This window comes from Pseudoalteromonas maris (assembly GCF_049257235.1).
Taxonomy (GTDB): domain Bacteria; phylum Pseudomonadota; class Gammaproteobacteria; order Enterobacterales; family Alteromonadaceae; genus Pseudoalteromonas.
Genome location: NZ_JBMMUF010000001.1, coordinates 549,275 through 574,894 on the forward strand (window position 1 = coordinate 549,275; position 25,620 = coordinate 574,894).

At 45.6% G+C, this 25,620-nt stretch carries 24 protein-coding genes; 8 read left to right on the forward strand and 16 right to left on the reverse strand.

Annotated features, from left to right (window positions below):
- Positions 1-104: 104 nt before the first annotated feature.
- Together recA and AAEU32_RS02715 are read right to left on the reverse strand one after the other, a co-directional pair.
- Positions 105-1,151 carry a recombinase RecA gene (recA, locus tag AAEU32_RS02710; protein WP_421968983.1) on the reverse strand — a complete coding sequence of 349 codons (1,047 nt, stop codon included), beginning with the start codon at positions 1,149-1,151 and terminating at the stop codon, positions 105-107.
- Positions 1,152-1,257: 106 nt separating this feature from the next.
- Complete coding sequence (locus tag AAEU32_RS02715) at positions 1,258-1,764, reverse strand: CinA family protein (RefSeq protein ID WP_421968984.1); 507 nt, start codon at positions 1,762-1,764, stop codon at positions 1,258-1,260.
- A gap of 24 nt (positions 1,765-1,788) precedes the next feature.
- Here AAEU32_RS02715 and mutS point away from each other — a divergent pair, with 24 nt between their 5' ends.
- Positions 1,789-4,368 carry a DNA mismatch repair protein MutS gene (gene mutS / locus AAEU32_RS02720; RefSeq protein WP_421968985.1) on the forward strand — a complete coding sequence of 860 codons (2,580 nt, stop codon included), beginning with the start codon at positions 1,789-1,791 and terminating at the stop codon, positions 4,366-4,368.
- Between the two features lie 57 nt (positions 4,369-4,425).
- Here mutS and rpoS read toward each other — a convergent pair whose 3' ends face one another.
- The 11 genes from rpoS to AAEU32_RS02775 form a co-directional block, all read right to left on the reverse strand.
- Positions 4,426-5,403 (reverse strand): RNA polymerase sigma factor RpoS, encoded by a 978-nt coding sequence (gene rpoS / locus AAEU32_RS02725; RefSeq protein ID WP_421968986.1) that lies wholly within the window; start codon positions 5,401-5,403, stop codon positions 4,426-4,428.
- A gap of 67 nt (positions 5,404-5,470) precedes the next feature.
- Complete coding sequence (locus AAEU32_RS02730; protein WP_421968987.1) at positions 5,471-6,292, reverse strand: peptidoglycan DD-metalloendopeptidase family protein; 822 nt, start codon at positions 6,290-6,292, stop codon at positions 5,471-5,473.
- Positions 6,293-6,310: 18 nt separating this feature from the next.
- The gene (locus AAEU32_RS02735; protein WP_421968988.1) at positions 6,311-6,889 is read right to left on the reverse strand and encodes a YqaA family protein; all 579 of its coding nucleotides are present in this window, start codon (positions 6,887-6,889) and stop codon (positions 6,311-6,313) included.
- A 9-nt stretch (positions 6,890-6,898) separates the two neighbouring features.
- On the reverse strand, positions 6,899-7,537 hold the full coding sequence (locus tag AAEU32_RS02740; protein ID WP_421968989.1) for a protein-L-isoaspartate(D-aspartate) O-methyltransferase: 639 nt from the start codon (positions 7,535-7,537) through the stop codon (positions 6,899-6,901).
- 6 nt (positions 7,538-7,543) lie between these two features.
- Entirely contained in the window at positions 7,544-8,287 is a 744-nt protein-coding gene (gene surE, locus AAEU32_RS02745; protein ID WP_421968990.1) for a 5'/3'-nucleotidase SurE, read from the reverse strand.
- Positions 8,268-9,329 (reverse strand): tRNA pseudouridine(13) synthase TruD, encoded by a 1,062-nt coding sequence (truD, locus tag AAEU32_RS02750; protein WP_421968991.1) that lies wholly within the window; start codon positions 9,327-9,329, stop codon positions 8,268-8,270. The genes surE and truD overlap by 20 nt, the downstream gene beginning before the upstream one ends.
- Positions 9,326-9,805, reverse strand: a complete 480-nt coding sequence (ispF, locus tag AAEU32_RS02755; RefSeq protein ID WP_421968992.1) for a 2-C-methyl-D-erythritol 2,4-cyclodiphosphate synthase — start codon at positions 9,803-9,805, stop codon at positions 9,326-9,328. Before ispF ends, truD begins: the two co-directional genes overlap by 4 nt.
- A complete protein-coding gene (gene ispD, locus AAEU32_RS02760) occupies positions 9,802-10,500 on the reverse strand; it encodes a 2-C-methyl-D-erythritol 4-phosphate cytidylyltransferase (RefSeq protein ID WP_421968993.1) in 699 nt (232 codons plus the stop codon). Before ispD ends, ispF begins: the two co-directional genes overlap by 4 nt.
- Before the next feature lie 18 nt (positions 10,501-10,518).
- Complete coding sequence (gene ftsB / locus AAEU32_RS02765) at positions 10,519-10,809, reverse strand: cell division protein FtsB (RefSeq protein WP_421968994.1); 291 nt, start codon at positions 10,807-10,809, stop codon at positions 10,519-10,521.
- The gene (locus tag AAEU32_RS02770) at positions 10,809-11,465 is read right to left on the reverse strand and encodes a hypothetical protein (protein WP_421968995.1); all 657 of its coding nucleotides are present in this window, start codon (positions 11,463-11,465) and stop codon (positions 10,809-10,811) included. Before AAEU32_RS02770 ends, ftsB begins: the two co-directional genes overlap by 1 nt.
- 75 nt (positions 11,466-11,540) lie before the next feature.
- Positions 11,541-12,017, reverse strand: coding sequence for a DUF2947 family protein (locus AAEU32_RS02775; protein ID WP_421968996.1), 477 nt, complete (start codon positions 12,015-12,017; stop codon positions 11,541-11,543).
- A 145-nt stretch (positions 12,018-12,162) separates the two neighbouring features.
- On the opposite strand from AAEU32_RS02775, the gene AAEU32_RS02780 reads away from it, so the two are divergent.
- Complete coding sequence (locus AAEU32_RS02780; protein WP_421968997.1) at positions 12,163-13,008, forward strand: AAA family ATPase; 846 nt, start codon at positions 12,163-12,165, stop codon at positions 13,006-13,008.
- Positions 13,008-14,207, forward strand: coding sequence for a vWA domain-containing protein (locus tag AAEU32_RS02785; protein ID WP_421968998.1), 1,200 nt, complete (start codon positions 13,008-13,010; stop codon positions 14,205-14,207). The genes AAEU32_RS02780 and AAEU32_RS02785 overlap by 1 nt, the downstream gene beginning before the upstream one ends.
- 2 nt (positions 14,208-14,209) lie before the next feature.
- On the opposite strand, the gene AAEU32_RS02790 is transcribed toward AAEU32_RS02785, so the two are convergent.
- Positions 14,210-15,391 (reverse strand): NRAMP family divalent metal transporter, encoded by a 1,182-nt coding sequence (locus AAEU32_RS02790; RefSeq protein WP_421968999.1) that lies wholly within the window; start codon positions 15,389-15,391, stop codon positions 14,210-14,212.
- 266 nt (positions 15,392-15,657) lie between these two features.
- Between AAEU32_RS02790 and AAEU32_RS02795 the strand changes: the two genes are divergently transcribed.
- The 3 genes from AAEU32_RS02795 to AAEU32_RS02805 are packed head-to-tail and all read left to right on the forward strand — an operon-like array spanning position 15,658 to position 18,857.
- Entirely contained in the window at positions 15,658-16,884 is a 1,227-nt protein-coding gene (locus AAEU32_RS02795; RefSeq protein WP_421969000.1) for a hypothetical protein, read from the forward strand.
- A 1-nt stretch (position 16,885) separates the two neighbouring features.
- Complete coding sequence (locus AAEU32_RS02800; RefSeq protein WP_421969001.1) at positions 16,886-17,314, forward strand: type 2 periplasmic-binding domain-containing protein; 429 nt, start codon at positions 16,886-16,888, stop codon at positions 17,312-17,314.
- Complete coding sequence (locus AAEU32_RS02805; RefSeq protein ID WP_421969002.1) at positions 17,304-18,857, forward strand: sensor domain-containing diguanylate cyclase; 1,554 nt, start codon at positions 17,304-17,306, stop codon at positions 18,855-18,857. The genes AAEU32_RS02800 and AAEU32_RS02805 overlap by 11 nt, the downstream gene beginning before the upstream one ends.
- Here the strand turns inward: AAEU32_RS02805 and AAEU32_RS02810 are convergent.
- Entirely contained in the window at positions 18,854-19,360 is a 507-nt protein-coding gene (locus tag AAEU32_RS02810; RefSeq protein WP_421969051.1) for a DUF3087 domain-containing protein, read from the reverse strand. The genes AAEU32_RS02805 and AAEU32_RS02810 overlap by 4 nt on opposite strands.
- A gap of 81 nt (positions 19,361-19,441) precedes the next feature.
- Entirely contained in the window at positions 19,442-20,821 is a 1,380-nt protein-coding gene (locus AAEU32_RS02815) for a Na+/H+ antiporter NhaC family protein (protein ID WP_421969003.1), read from the reverse strand.
- Positions 20,822-20,912: 91 nt separating this feature from the next.
- Here AAEU32_RS02815 and lysA point away from each other — a divergent pair, with 91 nt between their 5' ends.
- Together lysA and AAEU32_RS02825 are read left to right on the forward strand one after the other, a co-directional pair.
- On the forward strand, positions 20,913-22,175 hold the full coding sequence (lysA, locus tag AAEU32_RS02820; protein ID WP_421969004.1) for a diaminopimelate decarboxylase: 1,263 nt from the start codon (positions 20,913-20,915) through the stop codon (positions 22,173-22,175).
- A 279-nt stretch (positions 22,176-22,454) separates the two neighbouring features.
- Entirely contained in the window at positions 22,455-25,457 is a 3,003-nt protein-coding gene (locus tag AAEU32_RS02825) for a carboxypeptidase regulatory-like domain-containing protein (protein ID WP_421969005.1), read from the forward strand.
- Positions 25,458-25,620 lie beyond the last annotated feature (163 nt).

The following is a 25,620-nucleotide window of genomic DNA, read 5'->3' on the forward strand; positions in this document are numbered from 1 at the left end:
GAACGCTCAAGCCGCTTCTAATAAGCGGCTTTTTTAATTCCGCTACGCATAAAAAAACCAGCCATAAAGGCTGGTTTTACTTACTCTTATTCTTTACTTTTTGCTTATTCTTCAGCTTCGGCAGCGAGTGGGTTTACTTCACCTTCTTCAGGCTGAATTGTTGCTTTGAGTAACAACATTTCACGTAATTTGCCCTCAATCTCATTAGCAATTTCCACGTTCTCTTTGAGGAATTTGATTGAGTTAGACTTACCTTGACCTACTTTAGAGCCATTGTAGCTATACCACGCACCTGACTTTTCAATCAACTTGTGTTTCACACCTAAATCAATTAGCTCGCCTTCTTTTGAGATACCCTCACCGTACATGATGATAAATTCGGCCTGCTTAAACGGAGGTGCAACCTTGTTCTTAACTACTTTAACGCGTGTTTCGTTACCCACAACCTCGTCGCCGTCTTTTACAGAACCAATGCGACGAATATCTAAACGTACTGAAGAGTAGAACTTAAGTGCATTACCACCCGTTGTCGTTTCAGGGTTACCGAACATGACACCAATCTTCATTCGAATTTGGTTAATGAAGATACATAGCGTGTTCGAGCGCTTAATGTTTGCAGTTAACTTACGTAGGGCTTGAGACATCAAACGCGCTTGCAAACCTACGTGACTATCACCCATTTCACCTTCGATTTCAGCTTTTGGTGTAAGTGCTGCCACCGAGTCAACAATAACAACATCTACCGCACCTGAGCGCACTAGCATGTCACAGATTTCAAGCGCTTGCTCACCGGTGTCTGGTTGAGAAACCAGTAGCTCATCAACATTAACACCCAACTTTTCTGCATATACAGGGTCAAGCGCATGCTCTGCATCCACGAATGCACATGTTTTGCCTTGACGTTGAGCTTGAGCGATTACTTGTAATGTTAAGGTTGTTTTACCTGATGATTCTGGACCATAAATTTCAACAACACGACCCGTCGGTAAACCGCCTATGCCTAATGCAATATCAATCCCCAGTGAACCTGTAGAGATTGCTTCAACATCCAAAGCCTGACTATCACCTAGTTTCATAATTGAGCCTTTACCGAACTGGCGCTCAATTTGTGATAGTGCTGCACTCAAGGCTTTTTGTTTGTTATCGTTCATTGTTATCTCCAAAATCATTGACTGCTAAGTTGCCACACTAAGTTCGCTTAATGCCTTTTTCAAACTTAGCTTAATGTCACCTAGTATACTGTATGAAATTACAGTATCAAGCAGATTCTAAAATTTTTAATACCAAGGTCAGTGCATGATCAATTGCTTGCTCGCGAACTGCGGCTCTGTTGCCACTAAATACCTGCTTTTCACTGTACACACGTTGCTTATAAAACACCGCAAACCACACTAAACCCACCGGTTTATCTGCGCTGCCACCATCAGGCCCTGCAATGCCAGAGGTCACAACCGCAATGTCCGCTTGTGCGACATTAGCTGCACCTTGTGCCATTTCTTGCACTGTTTGTTCACTCACTGCGCCAAATTCATACAGTGTTTTTTCACTCACACCCAGCCAAGAAGCTTTCACATCATTACTGTATGTCACCGCTCCTTGGGCGAAATAACGCGAACTTCCTGGGGTGTCAGTAAGGGCATAGGCAATGCCGCCACCAGTACATGACTCAGCGGTAGTGATCATCATCTGCTTATCCGCTAAAATAGCGCCCACTTGAGCAGCAAGTGTTTGCGTATTAGCATCTAACTTCTGTTGTAAATTCATAACCATCCTTAATCGAGTGAGTGCATGTCAGCGAATCTCTATAGCGAAGATAATATAAAACAACAAACACCTATGATGCAGCAATACCTGCGCATAAAAGCTCAGCACCCTGATATTTTGCTATTTTATCGCATGGGGGATTTTTATGAGCTGTTTTTTGATGATGCCATTCGCTCTGCACAATTACTCGATATTTCACAAACGCACCGCGGCAAAGCCGGTGGTGAACCTATTCCCATGGCGGGCGTACCCTACCATGCGGTAGAAAACTATTTAGCGCGCTTAGTGCAATTAGGTGAATCCGTCGCTATATGCGAGCAAGTGGGCGATCCTGCAACCAGTAAGGGTCCCGTTGAACGCAAAGTAGTGCGTATTGTCACACCGGGCACCATCACTGATGAAGCTTTACTTAAAGAGCGCCAAGATAATTTTTTAGTGAGTGTTTATGAAGGCAAAAGCAACCACTTCGCCATAGCCTATCTGGACATCAACTCAGGCCGTTTTCATATCGTAGAATGCGCGGACATCGACGCCTTTAAATCGACTTTACAGCGATTAAATCCTGCTGAATTGCTCTACCCAGAAACCTTTACCAATATGTCACTGATTGAGCATTATAAAGGCATTCGTCGTCGCCCAGAGTGGGAGTTCGATCTAGAAACAGCCATCACCTCCTTGTGCCAACAATTTGCTACCCAAGATTTAATTGGCTTTGGGGTTCAAGATGCCAAATTAGGCTTAGTTGCTGCTGGGTGCTTATTACAGTATGTAAAAGATACACAACGTACCGCTTTGCCGCACATCAAAGCTATCAGTCTCGAGCAAGACGCCCAAGCGGTTGTACTGGATAGCGCCACGCGCAAAAACTTAGAGCTGACACAAAATCTCAGTGGTGGAATTGAAAACACACTTGCAGCAATTCTGGATAAAACCGCCACGCCAATGGGCTCACGACTATTAAAGCGCCGTATTCACAACCCTATTCGCTGTCGCGATGAGCTCAACTTACGCCTTGGTGCCATCAGTGAGGTGATTGATAACGCTTGGCACATGGAACTACAGCCTTTGCTGCGCAATGTCGGTGATGTAGAACGCATTGTTGCCCGCTTAGCGCTTGGTAATGCGCGCCCACGCGACCTTTCTCGTTTGCGCTCAGCATTACAACAACTTCCAGAGCTGCAAGATATCATCGCCACTTCGCCCCAAAGACGCATGACGCAAATAAGCGATGCCTGTCAGCCCATTGATGCGCTCGTGAGTTTATTAGAACGCGCAATTATCGATAACCCGCCAGTGCTGATCCGCGACGGCGGAGTAATCGCCCAAGGTTACAATGATGAGCTTGATCACTGGCGTAACCTTTCGCAAGGTGCAACTGACGTACTAACAGCCCTTGAAGAACGAGAGCGCGAAGCAACGGGAATAAGTACGTTAAAAATCGGCTACAACAAAGTGCATGGCTTTTACATTGATATTAGCCGCGCCAACTCGCATTTAGTGCCTGCGCATTATATCCGTCGACAAACGCTCAAAAATAATGAGCGCTACATCATTCCCGAGCTCAAAGAGCACGAAGATAAGGTATTAAAGAGCCAATCACAGGCATTAGCGCTTGAGAAGCAGTTGTACGAAGAGCTATTTACCCTCATTGCTCCTTATCTTGATCAACTGCAGCTACTCGCCGCAGCACTGAGTGAGCTCGATGTACTTAATAACCTTGCAGAGCGTGCGCAAACACTTAACTATTGCCAACCAGAGCTCAGCGATGATGACACCATAGACATTAGCGAAGGGCGCCACCCTGTGGTTGAGCAGGTGATGCGCGACCCATTTATTGCCAACCCTGTGAGCTTAAATAGCAAGCGCCGAATGCTGATGATCACTGGTCCAAATATGGGCGGTAAATCGACTTACATGCGCCAAACTGCCCTGATTGTACTCATGGCTCATATCGGCAGTTACGTTCCAGCGGCACGTGCACACATCGGCTTGGTGGATCGTATATTCACCCGTATAGGTGCCAGTGACGACCTTGCATCGGGACGCTCAACGTTCATGGTAGAGATGACCGAAACGGCCACTATATTGAATAACGCCAGTCAGCACTCTTTGGTGTTAATGGATGAAATTGGTCGCGGCACGAGTACCTACGATGGTCTATCTTTGGCTTATGCAACTGCGGATTATTTAGCGCATCAGATTAACGCTAAAACCCTGTTCGCCACGCACTATTTCGAACTAACTGAATTAGCAGAGCAAGAATCAGGGCTGGTCAACGTGCACTTAGACGCGATAGAGCACAATGACACAATTGCGTTTATGCACAAAGTATTAGAAGGCCCTGCAAGTAAGAGCTTTGGCTTACAGGTTGCGGCCTTAGCGGGCGTACCAAAAGCGGTAATCAATAATGCCAAGCGTAAGCTAAAACAATTAGAGCAACAGCCTGCGCTTAATGGCGCTAATTCGAACAATCAACTCGACTTATTGGCTGCTGAGCCACAGCCAAGCGCCATTGAGTTAGAACTTGATACTATCAACCCTGATGATTTGTCACCGCGCCAAGCACTTGAAGCTCTATACAGGCTCAAATCCTTAGTCCAATAAAGAAAGGGCAATAAAAAAAGCCGCCTTGATGGCGGCTTTTTGTTTAGAATCAAACAATTATAGCTGTTCAAACAAGCTTTCTGTACTCAACCCTTCATGCTGAAGCATGTCTTTTAGGCGGCGCAGCGCTTCTACTTGAATTTGTCTAACACGTTCGCGAGTTAGGCCAATTTCTCGGCCAACATCTTCGAGCGTTGATGGTTCATACCCTAACAAGCCAAACCGACGAGCGAGCACTTCGCGCTGCTTGGGGTTAAGCTCATCAAGCCAGTGCACAATATGACTGTTGATGTCATTGTTCTGCACTTCGCCCTCAGGACCTCGGCCTTTTTCGTCCGCGATAATATCCAGTAATGCCTTGTCATTGTCGCCACCGATTGGTGTATCAACTGACGAGATTTTTTCATTTAGGCGTAGCATCTTAGATACATCTTCCACCGGCTTATCAAGACGCTCGGCAATCTCTTCTGCGGTAGGCTCATGGTCTAATTGCTGGGTTAATTCGCGCGCTGTGCGCAAATATACATTGAGTTCTTTTACTACGTGAATAGGTAAGCGAATGGTACGTGTTTGATTCATGATCGCACGTTCTATTGTTTGACGTATCCACCATGTAGCGTAGGTCGAGAAACGAAAACCTCGTTCAGGGTCAAATTTTTCTACGGCGCGAATAAGGCCCAAGTTACCTTCTTCAATAAGATCCAACAGCGCTAATCCACGATTGTTATAACGCCTTGCTATTTTTACAACAAGCCTCAGGTTACTTTCAATCATACGCTTGCGTGATGCTTCACAGCCGCGCAGTGCTTTACGCGCAAAGTACACTTCTTCTTCAGCACTAAGTAGTGGTGAAAAACCTATTTCACCAAGATAAAGTTGTGTTGCATCGAGATTTTTAACGTTGTCGTCTTTAGCGAAGAGTTCATCGTCTGCGCTAGTGTCTTCGACCTGTTCTAAAAGTTCGTCCTTAGGATCGTCGATCACGTCTGTGTCGTTACTACCTTGCGATACTTCGAGTTTTGCTGTTTGACCCATTAGAGTACCCTCCCATGTAACTTAGATCATGTCCGTATATCTAAGCTACTACCTTTGCCCGTCTAGCTTAGGGTAAAAAATTTGCTGGGTTGACCGCTTTCCCTCTGTACCGAATTTCGAATCGAAGTGCAGTAATAGAGGACTCCGTGTTACCCATTTCTGCTATTTTTTGCCCAGCTTTGACATCCTGTTTTTCTTTAACTAGTAATCGCGAGTTGTGCGCATATGCACTTAGGTAATCATCGTTATGTTTCACTATGATTAAATTACCGTATCCTCGCAGTGCATCCCCAGCGTAGACGACCACACCATCCGCAGCAGCCATGACAGCAGTTCCTTGCTTGTTTGTTATTTGCAGTCCTTTGTAGCCATTCTCGCGGTTGGAAAAACGTTGCGTGATTTTTCCTTTGGTAGGCCATTTCCACGCTAGTTTGTTAGCATTTGTTTCTAATTTGCTTACATTTTTTTTACTAGCTTGTTTCTGAACATACTCCCGTTGTATCGGCTTAGCAACTTCTTTCTTTACATTTCTATAAGGTTTTTGCTCTATTTTCGTAGGATTTTTACTCGAATTGGTGTATCTTTCACGGTTTTTCTTTTTAAGCCACTGAGATTCGATGTAAATCAGTTGATTTGGATAGATGGTATAAGGTGGCTTAATGCCATTGATTTGGGCTATTTCACGTACGTCTTTTTTTGCACTAAACGCAATGGCGTACAAGGTATCGCCCTTTTGCACACGATAATGCTCGCCTTTAATATTAATTTTTCGTGACACTTTGGTTTGACCAGTATCAAGAGTTGATACCGGAGCAGGGGCGTTTCTCGAAGAGCAGGCACTGATGGCAATGCAAACCAGTACTATAATACTGGTGTTTTTCAACGTCATGCAGTGCCCTTCCATTCGCTAGCGATAGGCTAAATATAAAACGATTGCTAGGCTAATCACAAGCCATCCTAGCACTTCTACATACTGACGCAGTTTTGCTTCCATTCTCGCACCGCCAAATTTCATTAAACCTGCAACCAAAAAGAATCGCGCTCCTCGCCCTACAGCAGAGGCAAGCAAAAATGGCAAAAATGCCATATGCAGTAGGCCGGCACCTATGGTGAACACCTTATAAGGGATCGGTGAGAATCCCGCTAGGAATACCACCCAAACGCCATACTGTTTAAACCATTGCAGTGCATGATCAAACTTGTCTTGCCAACCCATAGATGCAATCAAGGGTTCTACTACAGGCTCAAATAACCAAAAGCCCAATGCATACCCTAAAACGCCACCTATCACTGATGCGATGGTGGTCAACAAAGCAAAGTGCCATGCTCGTGAGGTATTTGCCAAACACATAGGTGCAAGCATGACATCGGGTGGTACGGGGAAAATAACAGACTCGGCAAAGCTCATGCCAGCGAGATATCGCTGCGCATGACGATGTCTCGCCCAACGCAATGACGCGTCGTACAAAGAGGTAAATAAACGCAAAAGAATTCCTTAGATTATGTCGCCGGGCACCAGTGGCACAAACCGCACGTCGGCCATGACTTGTTGTTTAAACTCATTTTTGTGGCGAGTATACAGCATCAGCTTTTGTTCTACATCTCCAACAGGGACAATCATGACGCCCCCATCATCGAGTTGCTGCAGTAGCTGCTCAGGGACTGAGGCCGCCGCCGCGGTAACGATAATACCCTGAAATGGCGCTTGTGACGCCCACCCTTGCCAGCCATCCCCGTGCTTCATCGCTACATTATATAAATCAAGCTGATGTAATCGGCGCTTAGCCTGCCATTGCAAGGCCTTGATTCGCTCTACTGAATACACCTTATCGAATAGCTGCGCCAATATTGCACTTTGATATCCAGAGCCAGTGCCAATTTCGAGCACGTTTTTTTGTACTCCATGGGCACGAAGTATGGCGGTCATGTGCGCAACAATGTATGGCTGGGAGATAGTTTGTCCCTGACCAATCGGCAAGGCCGTATTTTGATACGCTTTGTGTTTGAGCACATCATCAATAAACAAGTGTCTAGGCGTGTTGGCGATTGCCTCTAAAACCTGCTGATCGGTAATCCCCTCTTTAGCAAGTTGTTGGGCTAGAGTTCCTGCACTGCGCTGAAAATTACTGATCATTCCCAACTACTCCGCAAGCCATTTTTCAAGAGGCGCAATGCTCTCTTTTGCTGTCATATCCACGCTCAGCGGTGTCACCGACGCGTAGCCATCACGCACAGCCGCAAAGTCAGTGCCTTCACCAGCATCAAGCTCAGGGCCCAATGAGCCATACCAATACACCTCACGCCCCCAAGGGTCGCGTTGGGTAGTCATGGTTTCGGCTTTGTGCCGCGCCCCAAGGCGAGTCACTTTGATGCCTCTGAGGTCTGAATAGGGGATATCTGGTACGTTGATATTGATGATTTGATCTTTGGGCAAAGGGTGGCTTTGCAATTTGTTGATAATATCGACCGTGACCTTAGCTGCGGTTTCAAAATGCTTACACTCAGGACCAACTAGCGATACAGCTATCGCTGGCAAGCCCATGTGTCGACCTTCCGTTGCTGCCGCTACAGTGCCTGAATATAAGGTATCATCACCTAAGTTGGCGCCGTGATTAATCCCAGCAACGACCAAATCTGGCTGCTGCGTTAATAAGGCGTTGATAGCCACATGAACGCAGTCTGTTGGCGTGCCGTTAATGCTCGTAAATCCATTGTCTAATTTTTGCGCGCGAAGTGGGTTAATGAGCGTTAATGAATTACTGGCACCACTGCAATTTCTATCTGGGGCAACAACATCAACCTGTGCGATACCCCTTAGGGCTTCATAAAGCACCGCAATACCACGTGCATGGACGCCATCATCATTACTCAGCAGAATCTTCATCATCACTCCTTGCTAAATCGCGTTCATTTTGTCGATAATCCACCAGCTCGCGTAACACAGCGGTGGCAAAACACCCTTTTTTGAGCGAAAAACCCAACTCGATAGTCGTTTCGTTTGGCATCTTCACTGTCAGGTTTTCTGGGTATAAACGCAACATACGTCGCTCAGTTTTAAGGCCTATATCAGCCAAGCCCTCGACCCAATTTTGATAAGGTTTCAACCAGTTTTTTTCTTCATCTACGAGGCCCTTATCTCCTTTACCGGCCAACGGAGCGGAGAGTTCGATATCCCCCTCAACAAGACGGCGAATATTTTCAACAGTGATGGCGTCGTTGAAAAACGCATTACTACCACTGAGCATGAACACTTCGTGACGCAATGTTTTTGCTAACCCGTGCTCAGCAACGCGTAAACTAACGATGGCATTAAAAATATACGAGCGAGCGGCTGAAATCACCATGGACCTTAGTTTACGGTCACGGATCACTTCGCCATCAAACATACGCTGCGCCATGGTAAGGTTGTGGCCGCCATGACCAAATCGTTGCTCACCAAAATAATTTGGGACCCCTTGGCGCACTGCATTAATACGGCTGAGCACATCCAGCGGGTTGCTGACATCACGTAACGTAATAGTAAAACGATTACCTCGGTGGCAACCTGTACGCAGTTTACGCCCATGGCGCACTTGTTTTGCAACAAAGACTTGCTCGTCGTTCAATGCACTAAAATCGATGTTTGTTTTGACAGGGACTGGTACGCTAAACCACTGTGAACACACACCTTGGCGATCTTTTTGACCAGCAAAACTGACGTTCTTTGGTGACGTTTTGGCTAATTTGGCGATACGTTTTGCCAATGCGACCGTGTTGATGCCGCGTTTGATGATATGCAGGCACACATGCTCACCAGAGCCATCAAGCTCAAATCCCAGCTCTTCATCAACGATGAAATCTTCTGGCTGTTGTTTAAATACGGCTGTTGCACTTGGCTTCCCATAGAGGTAGTTCAAGTTTGCTAAAGGATCACCGAATTCATTCATGCTTGCTTTACCAATACCGCAACAGCGTGGCTGGCAATGCCTTCTTTACGCCCTGTGTAACCAAGCTCCTCGGTTGTCGTTGCTTTGACGTTTACTTGGCTAATATCGACATTAAGGTCTTGCGCTAGACATGCACGCATAGCATCGATGTGAGGCCTCATTTTTGGTGCTTGCGCGACGATGGTTAAGTCAACATTACCCACTGCGTAGTTTAACTTTGTGACTTCATCCATCACACGGCGCAATAAAATGCGGCTATCTATGCCAGCGAACTCGGCGCTGGTATCGGGGAAGTGTTTACCTATGTCACCTAGTGCCAGTGCACCTAACAACGCATCACATAAAGCATGAATAGCGACGTCGCCATCAGAGTGCGCTAAAAAGCCCTGCTCATACGCTATTTTTACGCCGCCTATCGTCAATGGCCCTTGACCACCAAACTTGTGCACATCAAACCCGTGACCAATGCGAATCATATAAACTCCGTAACCTGTTGTGCTAACAAGAAATTAGCCAACTGCAAATCTTCTGGGGTGGTTATTTTGAAATTATCTGTGCGCCCACATACCAGGCGTACTTGCCCACCGGCCCATTCGATAGCCGACGCTTCATCAGTAATTGCAACACCTTGCGCAAGGGCATTACTCAGTGCCGAGCGCAACTGTTGGTATGGAAAAAGTTGCGGTGTCAGTGCTTGGAAAAGGTTGTCTCGCGGCACAGTTTGTTCAACAAAATCCTCGCCACGCTTTATCGTATCTCTGACTTTTGCGGCCAAAATGCCGCCGCATCCTTCCTCGGTGCACTGTGCAATTAAGGTGTGGATGTCGGTGATGTCTACCAGAGGCCGAGCCGCGTCATGCACCAACACCCATTGTGGAGGGGCATCGGCCAAGGCGTCGAGCGCTGCTAACACAGAATCTGCGCGCTCTTTTCCACCTAGCACTGTGGACACCTTTTGTCTGTCGATGGGTAATTGTTGGAAATATTCGTCTTTGGCGCTAATTGCGACAAGAATATTATCAACACCTTGGACACGGGAAAGCTTGTCCAAAGTGTGCTCTAAAATCGTCTTACCTTGTAACTCAATATACTGCTTTGGTAATTGAGACTGCATGCGAGAGCCGACTCCTGCGGCTGGCACAATGGCGACAAGGCCATGTTGGTTATTCATAACACTTCTTTAATGTGGTTAATTCGATTCATTTTGCTTATTCGGCAACACGCGATAAAAAACTTCATCAGGCTTTATCATACCTAGCTCTAACCTAGCCCGCTCTTCAACCCCTTCCAAATCGAGTTTGAGGTCTTGTATATCAGCTTCAAGTAATTTGTTGCGCTTTGTTAGTTGCTGATTGGTACTCTCGTGGTTAGTCACCGCTTTACTTAAACGGGTGTAATCTTCAATGCCATTGTGTCCAAACCAAAGTAAATACTGTAAGTACGCGAGTAAAACCACTAAGGCGAGTTGAAATAGGCGCATCAGTTTTCCTTCACCGACATAGGTTTTTTAAAGTTTTTCCAATTTATTCTTGTTGTTAGCAACATTTCTCTAAGACTTAATGTTCGTGGAGAGCTGACTTTATTCTGCTGCCACCGATGCCCGCAGCACGCGGGAGTAAAATTCTTCTTATTTGGCACCAGCAATTGGACCTGCTGTGATGCACTGAGTCGGGTATCTTGGTATTGCCCTTGTAAATCAAACCAACCTGCTTGATTACAATGCACCCGATTACTGCTGATTTGGTCCAGCGTATCTATGGTCACATACTGTAGATGCCCGGCACTGACAACCAATGGTACTAAAATTCCCACCTGCGCATAAGAGCTATAAAAGGTTTGATTTGCCTGCACGTCGCAACTTGGTGGTTTGCTGGCCTGCTTTGCAATCCAACTGCCATTTTGACCATCGAGCGTTAATGGACAATGACCATGAACAATATGAAACGCAGCACGCTCAACATAATACGGCAGGCTATCTAACAGCCTTGAGACTCGTTTGGGATCCGGTTGATTTGCACACTGCTGACTTAAACGATGTAATTCGCGGGCATAGAACGCATTACACAACTCGGCATACAGCACACGTTGCTGATCAAGTGCAAATAAATCCGCTTGCTGCGATGGTTGTTGCCGCACATTGCCTCCCACTGTTCGTGCTTAAGTTTATACCATAGTTGCACAAATTTTGAGAAGCATGTCGAATAGGAGAATTTATTGCGGTTGTTCACCTAAGCGCGCAAATCCTGACTCCATAAACTGCACTACCTGCTTGCGCTTTTTGCCAATCAAGAAACTGCCATCAGCTAAAAACATAAAGTTCTGCCAATGAGCTTTGAAAATATCAAAACGCGTTTCGATGACTTCGTCACGGTTTAAGCAAAAATATACCGTGGTGTTATCGTGCCAATCTAGATGGGCTAATATTTCTTGGGGGATAGATGCTTCATCTTCAAATGCACGCTCCCAAAATACATCATCATGGGCAAAATGCTCAGCCTGTTTCACCCAATCCGAGTCAGTGAAGAAATCCGGATGGTCTTTGTCGCGGCTAATGAAGGTCGTCCATAGGACTGCTGAGCGAGTCGGTGTCATTGGCTTTATTAATGCCAGCTTGTCAGCGGGGATCCAAAGTTCTTGATGTCTAAACACCCACGCTTTGCTGTATTCATCCAAAGATAAGTAATTCATTTGTGCTCTAAGCCTGCTACACCGCAAATAATGGCGCATAGTATACCTGTGTGAAGCCCAACTGTCACAAGCCAAACTTGGTCAACTGTGGCAATTATGGCAGACTAGGCGTAGTTGTTGTCTGACCAGTACTAGGAGTCGTGTCGTGCACTTTGATTCAACCGCCAGCTATATCGCCAGTAGCGCCCTAAAACAAGCTGTAAACGCCGCTATCGCACTGCAAAAGCCATTGCTAATCAAGGGTGAACCGGGAACCGGTAAAACCTTACTCGCTGAAGAGCTTGCAAAAAGCACTGGCAGTGAATTAATTCAATGGCACATCAAATCGACAACCAAGGCGCAACAAGGGCTGTACGAATATGATGCGGTATCACGATTGCGCGACTCACAACTCGGTGATGAGCGTGTGCATGACATCAGTAATTACATTGTCAAAGGTAAGCTATGGCAAGCCTTTACTAGCGACCAAAGCCAACCACGCCCGGTATTACTGATTGACGAGATAGACAAAGCCGACATCGAGTTTCCCAATGATTTACTGTTAGAACTCGATAAAATGGAGTTCTTCGTTTACGAAACAGGTGAGCATGTTAAAGCAACACAACGCCCAATTGTGATCATCACCTCAAACAATGAAAAAGAACTACCCGACGCATTTTTAAGACGCTGCTTTTTCCACTATATCGACTTCCCAAGCGCGCAAGAAATGGAAAAAATTGTTGATGTGCACTACCCAGATGTAAAACAAGAATTAGTGCGCCAAGCTCTGGATGTATTCTTCGGTCTACGCCAAGTTGACGGGCTAAAAAAGAAACCATCAACCAGTGAATTACTCGACTGGCTTAAATTATTGATGGCTGACGATATCGACCCTAACGTGCTTCATGATAGCGCTCAAAAAGGCGGCTTGATGCCGCTGTTCGGTGCTTTATTAAAGAACGAGCAAGATGTCTCTTTGATTGAAAAACTGGCATTTATGAGTCGTCGATAATGCTCATTGAGTTTTTCTTCACTTTACGTAAATACCGACTACCCGTTTCTTTGCGCGAACTGCTCGATTTAATAGGTGCGCTCAAAGCCGGTGTGGTATTTAGCGATACCGAAGCTTTTTATCATCTTGCCCGAACGGTGATGGTAAAAGATGAAACTCACTTTGATCGTTTTGACAAAGCATTTGCTGATTATTTCCAAGGCATTGAAGATATTGACTTACTCGAGGCGTTAAAGGCCCAGTACGAATTGCCATCCGATTGGCTAAGAAAAGAGTTTGAGAAACAACTCAGTCCACAGGAAAAAGCGCAACTTGAAGCAATGGGCGGCCTCGAAAAGTTAATGCAAGAGCTGCGCAAGCGCTTTGAAGAACAACAAAAACGCCATGCAGGGGGCAGCAAGTGGATTGGCACAGGAGGCACTTCGCCTTTTGGCGCTTTTGGTTACAATCCAGAGGGTGTGCGCATTGGTCAGCCGAGCTCTGGTCAGCGTAAGGCGGTAAAAGTGTGGGATAAACGCCAATATCGTAACCTAGATAGCGATGCTGATATTAGTTCTCGCACCATGAAACTCGCACTGAAAAAACTGCGTAAATTCGCCCGCTCTGGCGCCAGTGACTCCCTTGACCTTACTGAGACTATACGCGCTACCGCAAAGCTAGGCGGTATGCTGGATGTCAAAATGGCCCCTGAGCGTCACAACGCCGTTAATGTCATCATGCTGTTTGATATTGGCGGCTCGATGGATGATCACATTCACTTGTGTGAGCAGCTATTTAGCGCTGCCCACGGTGAGTTCAAACACCTTGAATTTTATTATTTTCACAACTGTGTTTACGAGCACCTATGGCAAGACAACACTCGCCGTTATGACAAAGTGATCGATACGCACAGCCTCATGCAGCGGTTTGGTCGCGACTATAAAATTATTTTCGTCGGCGATGCCACCATGGGTCCATATGAAATAGCCTATCCCGGTGGCAGCGTTGAGCATTGGAATGAAGAACCCGGGGCGCTCTGGTTACAACGCATTACCCATCATTTTGATAAGGTCGTTTGGCTTAATCCGCAGCCCAAATCGCATTGGCGTTATTATCACTCGATTGAGATGATTGACCAACTGATGGCCAAGGGTGAACACAAAAGAATGTTCCCCCTCACACTAGAGGGCATCAGCGGTGCAATTAAAGCATTAAGCTAACCTTACCAAAGCTGTAGTACGACAAATGCCACACTAAAGCTAATCAGGTATATCAATCCTACCCATGTAAGCACTTTAAGCCACAGTGGCCGTGCAATGTGGGCTTGGCGCACCAAACGCATATTCAACCACGCAAATACCGGTGTTGTTAAAAACGCTAAGGTCATGGCAAAGGTCAGCATGTCTTTGAGATTGCTTTTAAAAAACAGTATCACAGCCATACCAACGGATGCTTGTATCAATAGCCAAGTGCTTAGTTTATCTGGGAGCACAGTAGATTTAATGAGTTTGGCAGAGGCTGTGAGCGAGCGTGCGTAGCCATCGAGCACTGTGAGTGTGGTTCCTAACATACACAAAAAAGCGACAAGAGCGATGAGCCAGCGAGACCACTCACCAATTGTATGCGCATACATATCAATGAGTTGCTTGGCAAAAGCGACACCGGCAAGCTCAATATTGGCACTTTGACCATGCTGGATTAATACCCCCAGCGCAAAAAACACCAGCGCCAATATCGCAGTCATCACATACCCAAGATTAAAGTCAAATAGACCCGCCTTTGCACTGATATGCATCTGTTTTTGTTTGGCCTTTAACCACAAAGAGTTAAGCACTGAAATCTCTATAGGTGCTGGCATCCAGCCCATCATAACGATAACAAAGCTAAGGCCAGCCAAAGTGAAAATATCAGGCGAGACATGATTATTGAGCGCTAAGATGGGGTCGCTATTGTGCTGTAAGACTGCGATAAAAAAGGCGCTTAGCGTACTTAAGGCCAATACGGCCATAATCCACTTTGACGCCCTATCTAACGCACGATAGTGCCCGAGCAACAGTAACAGTAGACAAGCTGTAAGAATGATAAGACACAACGCGGTAAGCCCTAACTTACCTCCTATGATGTAATGCAACAGTGCAGCGCTTAACAACAATACTCCTGCGGTATTCACCACCGCAGCAATCAAGCTCAACACCACAAAACTATAGAAATACCCGGGGCCTTGCTGCTTATAGCCTGCAACCAACGACTCTCCCGTCGCCAGTGTGTATTCAACACCGCATCTAAAAAATGGATACTTACACACATTGACAGCAATAACCAACCAGGCCAACTGCCAACCGTATAACGCCCCAGCCTGTGTTGCAGCCACCAAATGTGAGCCACCAATGGCTGCTGTGGCCATAAGTATTCCAGGCCCTAGCGCCTTAATATACTGCGAATACTGCACTTTTTTACTGCTCTTAGTAATCCTTGATGTTGCCAATGAGGGTAAGTTAGATACCTTTTGTTTTCAACTGGATAGTTACGACAATTAAACTACAATGTTACAAGTAGCGCTTTTGTTAACCTATTTTTATTGCTTGTTCACTTGTACCTTTTTATAATTATTTTTTGGTTAGCAAGGAGCCTACTTAATCATAGGCTCCTTTTTTTTCGGGCAGGGGTAACATGTTTTCACAAAGAGCACTTTGCGCATGCGCCATTTTTACACTGGCCTGCACTAAGACGTATGCGGACCCCATAGAACTCAGCGGATTCGCTACTTTTGGGGCAACCTACACAGATTCAGATCAACTCGCGTTTCGCAGTGACGTGTCAGTGGATGATGGTGAAACCAAACAAATTGACTTTGGTTCTTTGTCACGCATTGGTATTCAAGTAGATAAAAGATTTAATGAAGACTGGTCAGTCACTGGACAGTGGGTTCTCAAAAGGCATGTAGACTACAGTCTCGATCAACTCACACAATTAGCGTTTGTTAGCTATTCCCCTACTCCTAATTGGACAGTCAAAGCCGGACGTACCGCATTTGACCTATTCATGATGAGCCCGTACCGTAATATAGGTTATGCCTATACAGAAACTCATGCTCCCGTTGAGTTTTACGGTTTGATCCCTCACCAAAATATTGATGGCATAGAAATATCTTCTTCTCATGGATTTGCGCAAGGTAACTTTCGAACGCGCTTGTATGCAGGCAAGACGAAAAACTATCTGTCAAATTTTGAGTACGAATGGGAACTAGAATTAAAAGATGTGTTAGGGGCCACATTATCGTATGAGTTCAATAATTGGTTATTACGAACTAACTATACAGAAGCTGAAATCGGCGGACAGCCAGTTGATGATTACTACCCTCTATTACAAGGTGCTCAGCTTGTTCCTCCTCAAATTTGGCCGGAGGTTTTGGAGGTCGCATTGGACACCAATCCAATCGGCACAAAATTAAAATACGCGAATGTGGGTCTTAAATATGACAATGGCCAGTACTACGCCCAAAGTGAGCTGGCATATATTGACGCAAATTCGGCGCTTCTTAATGATTTAGTCAATGGTTATGCCCACGTAGGTAAACGTTGGGATACATACAGCCTGCAATTAGGTTATTCCTTTACCGATGGTAAAGCCTATGAAACTCCAGAACCAAGAGTAAGAACCCAGTTTACTGATTTGATCTTTCAAGGTTTAGATAGAGCGTTAAATTATTACGTCAATGATCAGTCAACCATTTCTATCAGCGGTCGCTATGATTTTCGCGCTGATATGGCGGCAAAATTGCAAGTGGAGTTCGTCGACCTAGAGCTTGAGGACAATCAGTTCATGCTGCGAACTCAAAGCACCGCAGGGAAGGAATCACTGGTTGTGATAAGTGCAACTTTGGATTGGGTGTTTTGATATGAAAATACTGCCAATGATTGCAATACTGATGATGATTTCTAGCTTTTCGGCGTTTGCCGAACAAAAGATAGCAGTCATCGTCAATATAAATAACCCGACAGACACACTCTCAACGAAGCAGTTGATTGATTTATACATGGGAAAACTCATTGCTTTTCCTAATGGAGACCGTGCAGCGCCATTGGATTTACCACAAGATTCAACATTACGGACCGATTTCTACCAGCAGCTGACCAATAAACCCATTGGCAGTATCAATGCCTATTGGTCGCGCGTTAAGTTCAGTGGTCACGCTCAGTCGCCACTTAGCGTAGATACGAGCGAACAAGTGTTAGAACGAGTTAAAGAAATCGACAATGCCATAGGCTACGTAAATCTCAATGATGTTACTGATGATGTGAAGGTGGTATACACGCTTGCTCAATAAGTATAGCCTCATATCACGTCTCGCTTTGGTATTGGTTTTAACCTCTTTCATCGCAGGCGTGATAGCCGTTAAATATTATTTTGAAAGCACCTATCGGCAAGAAGTCGATAAGGCTCAACTTGCTGTTGAGCAACTTCACAAAACGGTATCAAATACAGCGTCCATCGCCGCGTATCTCAAAGATAAAGATCTCGCTTTAGAAGTCGTTACCGGTTTACTTAAAAACGACATCATTCTGGGTGTGAAAATCAAAAGCGACGAAGTTGAACTAGCCAGTGGTGGTGTGCTCACTGGCACCAATCAAATTATTTATCAGTTATTTAACCCCTTTTTCGACAACGAAGTCGTGGGCTCCATTGCTCTGATCCCAGCCCAGCAGCACATTGAGTTAAGCGCACAAAAAATAGCACAAGCCAGCGCCCAACTACTTGTTATGCAGACCTTTGTGGTGTTGGTCATATTTATTATTTTGGCCTATTTTATTGTCACCAAACCGATGGGGATTCTGACTGAAGATCTTAAAAAAATAGTCCCTGGCTCTTCTAATCGCCTCAATACACCCTATGCACAAAAAGAAAGTGAAATCGGACAAATGACCAATAGCATCAATAAGATGCTCGAGGCTGCACAAGCCCACTTTAGCCAAGAGCGTGAATTGCGTAGTGAAGTGCAAGAACTTGGAAGCCGTTTACAGCTATTGTTTGAGCATGCAGCGGCGGCGATGATCCTTGCAAATAGAGACGGCAAGGTCATGCTGTTTAATGCCTCAACCAGTGAGATTCTCAATCGCATTAACGTGACCATCAGCGAGAACCTATTCGATTTAGTTGACCGTGCGTTTATGGATGCCAAACAAGTCAAAAAACACATTGCTGATAACCTCGACAAAAACGATGTCGCGCGTGGTGAGTATCAACTTTTAAACGACCGCGCAGGTAATCCGGTTTGGGTGCACATTCTGGTCACCCGCAGTTATGGCTCAGACAATGTCGCCTATCTACAAATATTCATTAATGACATAACCAGCCACAAGACCATGCTAGAGCACCTAAGCTACGAGGCTCATACAGATCAACTGACAGGGTTATTAAATCGTGTTGGTGCAGAAAGACGTTTATCAAAGCGCTTATCGACCGGCCAAAACCTTGCTCTGATGCTCATCGATCTTGATGGCTTTAAACCTATCAACGACGTATTCGGGCACGAGGCGGGAGATGTGATCCTCTGCTATGTTGCCAACCAACTGGTCAAAAACTTGCGTAAGGAAGATATCTGCTGCCGTTGGGGCGGTGACGAGTTTGTGGTGGTGGTAGAAACGGATGATGTCGATGATGCGATGCGACTCGCCGAGAAGCTGCGTGATGCAGTAAGCACCCCCACACAGCTTGAAAATGGTGAAACCGTATCGGTAGGCGCAAGTATTGGTGTGGCGCTTGCACCAACCCACGGCACTGAGATAAAAGACTTAGTCAGCGCCGCAGATAAAGCCATGTATAGCGTCAAGCGCGAGCACAAAAACGCCACAGCACTGGCTCCTCATTAAAGCGTCTTTACATACTCGCTTTGGTAGAGCGACGCATCCGCTTCAACATTAAACTGATTTGCCAACACGTCTAATTTAGCCTGTTCAACGGCCAACTCATCCATCGTAATGGTGTTATCATCAAGCTGCCACAACTGACGGCAACCGCTGTAATAAAATTGCAGCGCATGTATTGCCTGCACATCACCTTGCTGGGATGCGGCTTTAATTTTACGCATTTTCCGAGTGATATGATTAAGAGCCTGCTTTAAATGCCACACGTAGACTACTTCATACATAAAAGGGTGGCGCTCGTATCGCTTAAGCACACAGCCTATACTCACAGCTGAGGCAATCACCCCAATTAGGTTCCAGGTAAAATGTGAACCACTTTCATCTGGCCAAGCGATAATCAAAATTCGCGCAATGCCCAAACTACCAATCGCCAGGGCGGCAATACAGGTAATGATGACAATATTCAAATGCTTGCGATAGCGCGTTTTATCTATTTGTTCTAACTTCATAGTGAGTGTGTAAAAGGCAATAAAAAACGGGGGCATTATACCCCCGTCAATTCTGTGAACCTAATTTAACCTGCGGCTAATTTAAATTACTAACCAACTCACTACAAAATAAGCCAAGAAGGTCAGCGCGCCGCCAAATAATGCGTAAGGCATTTGCGTTTTAACGTGCGTAAGTAAGTCACACCCAGAGGCAATAGCCGATACAGCACTGGTATCTGAAATCGGTGAGCAGTGATCACCAAACACACCGCCACCGAGTATTGCAGCAATAACCAATGATGGCGGTAAACCAAGCGCTTGAATCAGAGGCACACCGATGGGGATCAAAATAGCGAATGTCCCCCATGACGTACCTGTGGTAAATGAAATAACCGCGCCGGTCAAAAACAACATAGGCACTACCAGCACCAGAGGTAAGTAATCACCCACTAATGAGGCAACAAACACACCTGTGCCAAGCTCTTTTAAGCTCGCGCCTAGGGTCATTGATAATAATACGATGGCAACCAGTGGCAACAGTTCGCCCATGCCTTTAAAGCCCATATCAACCAACTGATGATGACTAAACAGTTTGCTAGAAATCAGTAAAATGTATGCCACCACACACGAGAGCATAGTCGCATACAGCACCGATTTAGAACCACTACCCGCAGCGATATCGCCATTGCCTGTCCAAAACATAAAACCAACCATAGAGGTGATCAGTGTCAGCAATGGAATAAGCATAAAGCGCGATTTTGTGCCCTTATCTGCTTTCTCATCATCTTTGGTTTCTAGCTTTTGCAGTTGCTGTTCTGCCACTTTCATCGGCCCATGCACTTTATCGAAAGCAATGGTATAGGCCACAATCAACAAGGTGATAATGGCATAGAAGTTATAGCCGATACTGCCCCACAAAATATTGACCGAGGTGTCAGGCAATTCGTAATTTTCCAATAAGCCAAGTACGTACGCGCCCCAGCCATTGAGCAAAATTAGAATACATACAGGTGCACTGGTACTGTCGATAATATAAGCCAACCGCGCGCGGCTCATCTTGAACTTGTCGAATAAACCGCGAGAGAGAATACCTGCGGTTAGTACACTGAGGTTTGATTCTATAAATACGGCGATACCAGAGAACATAGTCAAAAAGCCCACTTGGCGTTTTGATTTAGCAACCCCTTTCCCTATGAGCATATTCACAGTAGCAGCAACACCACCAGATTCGCGGATATAGGCAAGTAAAGCACCAATTAACACACTGAATAACAAGACTCGACTGTTACCCGGTGAAGATGCAGTATCAACAACTCGCTCAATGGTATTAATGAACGTGAAAAATAATGTATTGCCATCGCCACTGATTGCCAGTAAAAATTCAGATGTAGCCACTGCTGCAAGCAGTGCCATAATCACTTCTTTACGCCAAAAGACAATTGCAATTGCGACCAGTGGCGGCAAGATGGAATACCATGACATGGAGTTATCCTTGTTATTATTAAGCTTGAATAGTCTTGCAAATGAGCATAGATTATTCAATTGATTTTCAATTTAATGTAATTTTTTAATTATGCATCCACTTCCCTACTTCCCTTATGTGGGTCAACAAATGCACGTTGAAGACGTTGCCATTAGCGACCTTGCTCAGCACGTCCCCACCCCTTTTTATTGTTATTCTAGTGCTGCTATAGCGACTAACTATAAACGCTACAGTGACGCATTTTCAGGGTTGGATAGCTTAATTTGTTATGCCGTAAAAGCCAACTCAAATCAGGCGATTTTAGCGACATTGGCGCAATTGGGCGCAGGCGCAGATACTGTATCAGAAGGTGAAATTCGCCGCGCTCTTGCTGCTGGCATCAAGGCTGAAAAAATCGTGTTCGCAGGGGTGGGTAAAAGCGAACAAGAAATTCGCTACGCGCTCGAGCAAGGCATCTTGCAGTTCAATGTGGAGTCTGAGCCTGAACTGGAGCGCATTAGCCAAATAGCGTCTCAAATGAACACCACTGCGCGCGTTTCGATTCGTGTGAACCCTGATGTAGAGGCAAAAACGCATGCCAAAATCACCACGGGGAAAGCCGAAAACAAATTTGGTATCAATATCGATTTGGCGCCAACCTTGTATCAAAAAGCGGCATCATTGCCAGGGATTGAAGTCACCGGCGTAGACGTGCACATTGGCTCACAATTGATCGACCTCGCACCGTTTGATCTTGCGTTTGCGAAAGTGGCTGAGCTGGTAAACACACTTAACGCTCAGGGCATTCACATCAAAGTCATCGATATAGGTGGGGGTCTGGGTATTAATTACGGCGAACACTCTGACGAGCCCGATATCATTACTTACGCGCAGCACGCTAAACAACACTTGGGCAATTTAGGATGCAAAATTATCATTGAACCTGGGCGCTCACTCGTTGGTAACGCGGGGGTGCTCGTCAGCAAAGTCGAGTATGTAAAAGTGGGCCAAGTACGCACTTTCTTAATTCTTGATGCTGCCATGAATGACCTTGTACGCCCAAGTATGTATGACGCCTATCATCACATTGCTACGGTCAGCAAAAAAGCTGAGCAAGCGACCTATGACATTGTCGGCCCAGTGTGTGAAACAGGCGACACCTTTGCCAAGAACAGAGCAATAGGTCAATGTGAAGAAGGTGACTTAGTCGCAATTATGGGCGCGGGGGCATATGGCGCTGTTATGGCATCACACTACAACTCTCGCCTCAACGCACCCGAAGTCCTCGTCAAAGGCCAAGAATACAGTATTATTCGTGAGCGCATTGATTTTGATGCACTATTAGCGATGGATACCATACCAAGCTGGCTATAGCCTATAGGCCAAGATTTTTTGGCCTATTTTATATATTTTTCATAAAGATAACCCCATACCACCTCACCTCCCCATCTCCCATGGAGTCGCCTTAATACGCCTAAAGTTATATATTTTATTTTGCAATTTGGCTATAAAATGAAATAAATATTCTTGATTAATGCCATTAACACTTGTTTAATAGATAAACAACAGTGGAAGTGTAGATAACAGTAAAGCAGGATAAATACAGGGTGATAGTCCAACCAATAAATAATTTATTATAAGGATGGGGATACAATGAAACACAACAATCAGGGTTTCAATATAAGTTCGCTTGCACAGGCAACCTACAGTGCACTGCGTTCTCCGAAAGCAGCCATTACATCGACACTAATCGCTGCTGCTTTTGTTAGTGCGCCTGCGCTCGCTGCGCTAACAGGTAATATCAAGGGCACGGTGGTCGCACAACAAACCGACCAATCTATGGCGGGTGTAACCGTTACTGCGAAAAGTAACGTCATGCCTAAAGCGCGTACCACAGTGACACGTGCAGACGGTAGTTATGACTTACCTCAACTCAAGCCGGGCACGTATGAGCTGACCTTCACCAACAAAGAAGGTGCCAGCCAAACCATGGTGGTTCAAGTATTGCTAGAACAAACTTCCATGGTTGACGTTGAACTCAGCATGGTGGGTGATAAAACTGAAATTATCGAAATAACAGGTAGCCGCTTGTACCGCCAAGGTAACTCATCGCTCACCAACTCTTTAGGCACTGAGTCAATCGACAGCCTTCCTATTGGTCAAGACTACCGTGATCTATTAAAACTTATTCCCGGTGTTGAACTATCACAAAACTCGGTGTTAGGCCCATCAGCAGGTGGCTCGGGTGTTGATAACTCATACGGTTTTGATGGCGTGAACGTATCTTTACCTATGTTTGGTAACCTTGCCTCAGAGCCTTCAACACACGATATCGCATACGTCACTATGGACCGTGGTGGCGCAAAAGCCGTTGACTTTAACCGCTCAGGTGGCTTTGCCATTAATACCGTATCTAAGTCTGGTACTGATGAGTTCACTGGTGGCATTCAATATAAAGTACAACCTAAGAGCTTAGTTGCTTCACCGGTTGGCCAAGGAAGCTATGAAACTGAAAAAAGCTGGCTCACAGCCAACCTAGGTGGCCCTCTGATTGAAGATACCCTGTACTTCTACACATCTTATTATCGTCCAGAAGAAAAAAAGCCAAACAAAGAAACAGCTTATGAACCAGTGAAAGACTATAGCAACGTTCGTGATGAGTTCTTTGGCAAGCTAACATGGGCCCCAACAGATGATCTTCTGTTCAACGTGTCACAACGTATTTCTGATAGAACCGAGCGTGGAGCATCTATCGGTGAATTCGAAAAAGACAGTGTGTCAGTGGGTAGTGATACAGACCAAGATATTTTTGTTCTTGATGGTTCATGGATTGTGAACTCCACCACCACAGTGTCATTCCAGTACAGCAACTTCGATCTTAAAACAAGCTCTCGACCAGATACTGAATTGGGTTTCACCCCTTCACTTTCAAGCAGCTTGGATATCAATAATCTTGAGCAAATGGGTTACTTTGCAGTACCGGAGCTCAGAGATGCAAGCTTGGTTGATTACAATGCTGGTGCAGCAATGTTGATAGACCGCTATGGTTACACCGAGAACGGCGTCAAAGTCGGTGGCGGTGGTGTTGGCGCGTATCAGCAATATGATGACCAAGATTTCTTCAGAGACTCTTTTGAAGTAGAGCTTGATCATGAGTTCAGTTGGGGCGATGCATATCATACATTACACTTTGGTGGACAATGGTCTGAAGGTAAAGAGGTTCTAACTCGTTTATCGAATGGATGGGGCAGTATTCAATATGTTGGTGGCCTTGATACATCAGAGGACCCAAATAGTGATGAAGCAGTTTATTATCGCGCCCTAACCCAACAAATGAGTTTAGTTGGCAGCGGCGAACTAGCGCCAGCCATCATCTCAGAGACCAAGACTCTCAACTTTGAAATCAACGACACCATTGAACATGGCGACTGGACCTATAACATCGGCCTACTCGTAAGTCGAGATACCTATTATGGTCAGGGTCTCCGAGCTAAATCAGGCACAGTTTCAGGTTTTGAATTGGCCCCTGGTAATAAATACAAAATGTATGAAACCGACTGGACTGATATGTTGCAACCACGCCTGGGTGTGAAGTGGAATTACGAAGGCGAGAATGACATTTTCGCAAACTTTGCCATTTACAACCCTGAAACTAGCTCATTGGCGCGGGCTGCCTCTTGGGATAGAAACAACCGTCGCACTATCGAAGTTGAATTCGATGCCAATGGTGATGTTATCTATGCAAATCCACGCGCGTCATCGTCTGGTAAACAATTTCAAGATGGTATGAAGCCTCGCCGCATCAATGAATACACGTTGGGTACGACTAAATACATCGGTGAAGATCTGGTAGTTCGCGGCCATGTGCGTCATCGTAAAGGGATGCACTTCTGGGAAGACATGCCAAATACGGCTCGTCTAACAAATTACTCTGACCTTACTGTGTCAGGAGTGCCTGCAGATATTGCAGCTAAAGGCTTATACATTGACAACCTCGCTGATATTCGCAATGAAATTGGTGGTTCATCTTACGTTATAGCGGAAGTGGACGGTGGTGAGACCAAATATTGGGAAGCCAGCATTGAAGCAGAGTACATGGGCGATAACACCTATTTAAATGCGTCATATGTATGGAGCCACTACTACGGTAACTTCGACCAAGACAACACCACTGCCACCAACGATGCTAATACATTCGTAGGTTCATCATGGTATGGCGATGGCCGTGGCCGTTACCCGTGGGATTATCGCTACGGCACACTTTCGGGCGATAAGCCACACAAGCTCAAAGTATATGGTTATTACACCACCTCATGGGAAGCAAACCTTGGTGCCTACTTTGTGTTCCAGTCTGGTCGTCCATGGGAAAAATGGGATGGCAACCTATACGGTAGCAGTTCAAGTCACACAAGCCGTTATGCGGAGCCTGCAGGCAGTCGTCGCAGCGCCAGCCATTGGCAGTTAGATTTAAACTACACCCAAGACTTTAACGTGTATGAAGACTATGTAGTTAAGTTCCGTGCGGACTTATTCAATCTGTTTAACCGTCAAACGGGCTACAATAATAATCCATACTTTGTTAGCAGCACATTCGGTGAACCACGTAGTTACTACAACTCTCGTCGTGTGCAACTATCATTCAGCTTCGATTTCTAACCCCCCACTAGCGCCCTTCGGGGCGCTTTTCTTTTTCTGAATTTTATACACTACTCTCATCACACTCTGCGTTGTTTATAGTAGCCGGGCTTTTCGCAAACATAGACGGCTCTCTCTAGTGCGGGATTAATGCGCAATAGTGTTCTAACACTCAGATACATCG

Coding starts and splice junctions, on each gene's coding strand:
- AAEU32_RS02815 (WP_421969003.1), bottom strand. CDS start 20,821: ATGTCATGGTATTCCATCTTGCCGCCACTGGTCGCAATTGCAATTGTC.
- AAEU32_RS02795 (WP_421969000.1), top strand. CDS start 15,658: ATGTTTTCACAAAGAGCACTTTGCGCATGCGCCATTTTTACACTGGCC.
- lysA (WP_421969004.1), top strand. CDS start 20,913: ATGCATCCACTTCCCTACTTCCCTTATGTGGGTCAACAAATGCACGTT.
- ispD (WP_421968993.1), bottom strand. CDS start 10,500: ATGAATAACCAACATGGCCTTGTCGCCATTGTGCCAGCCGCAGGAGTC.
- ispF (WP_421968992.1), bottom strand. CDS start 9,805: ATGATTCGCATTGGTCACGGGTTTGATGTGCACAAGTTTGGTGGTCAA.
- AAEU32_RS02785 (WP_421968998.1), top strand. CDS start 13,008: ATGCTCATTGAGTTTTTCTTCACTTTACGTAAATACCGACTACCCGTT.
- AAEU32_RS02775 (WP_421968996.1), bottom strand. CDS start 12,017: ATGAATTACTTATCTTTGGATGAATACAGCAAAGCGTGGGTGTTTAGA.
- AAEU32_RS02730 (WP_421968987.1), bottom strand. CDS start 6,292: ATGACGTTGAAAAACACCAGTATTATAGTACTGGTTTGCATTGCCATC.
- mutS (WP_421968985.1), top strand. CDS start 1,789: ATGTCAGCGAATCTCTATAGCGAAGATAATATAAAACAACAAACACCT.
- AAEU32_RS02800 (WP_421969001.1), top strand. CDS start 16,886: ATGAAAATACTGCCAATGATTGCAATACTGATGATGATTTCTAGCTTT.
- truD (WP_421968991.1), bottom strand. CDS start 9,329: ATGAATGAATTCGGTGATCCTTTAGCAAACTTGAACTACCTCTATGGG.
- recA (WP_421968983.1), bottom strand. CDS start 1,151: ATGAACGATAACAAACAAAAAGCCTTGAGTGCAGCACTATCACAAATT.
- AAEU32_RS02810 (WP_421969051.1), bottom strand. CDS start 19,360: ATGAAGTTAGAACAAATAGATAAAACGCGCTATCGCAAGCATTTGAAT.
- rpoS (WP_421968986.1), bottom strand. CDS start 5,403: ATGGGTCAAACAGCAAAACTCGAAGTATCGCAAGGTAGTAACGACACA.
- AAEU32_RS02825 (WP_421969005.1), top strand. CDS start 22,455: ATGAAACACAACAATCAGGGTTTCAATATAAGTTCGCTTGCACAGGCA.
- AAEU32_RS02790 (WP_421968999.1), bottom strand. CDS start 15,391: ATGGCCACAGCAGCCATTGGTGGCTCACATTTGGTGGCTGCAACACAG.
- AAEU32_RS02740 (WP_421968989.1), bottom strand. CDS start 7,537: ATGATCAGTAATTTTCAGCGCAGTGCAGGAACTCTAGCCCAACAACTT.
- AAEU32_RS02715 (WP_421968984.1), bottom strand. CDS start 1,764: ATGAATTTACAACAGAAGTTAGATGCTAATACGCAAACACTTGCTGCT.
- surE (WP_421968990.1), bottom strand. CDS start 8,287: ATGAAGATTCTGCTGAGTAATGATGATGGCGTCCATGCACGTGGTATT.
- ftsB (WP_421968994.1), bottom strand. CDS start 10,809: ATGCGCCTATTTCAACTCGCCTTAGTGGTTTTACTCGCGTACTTACAG.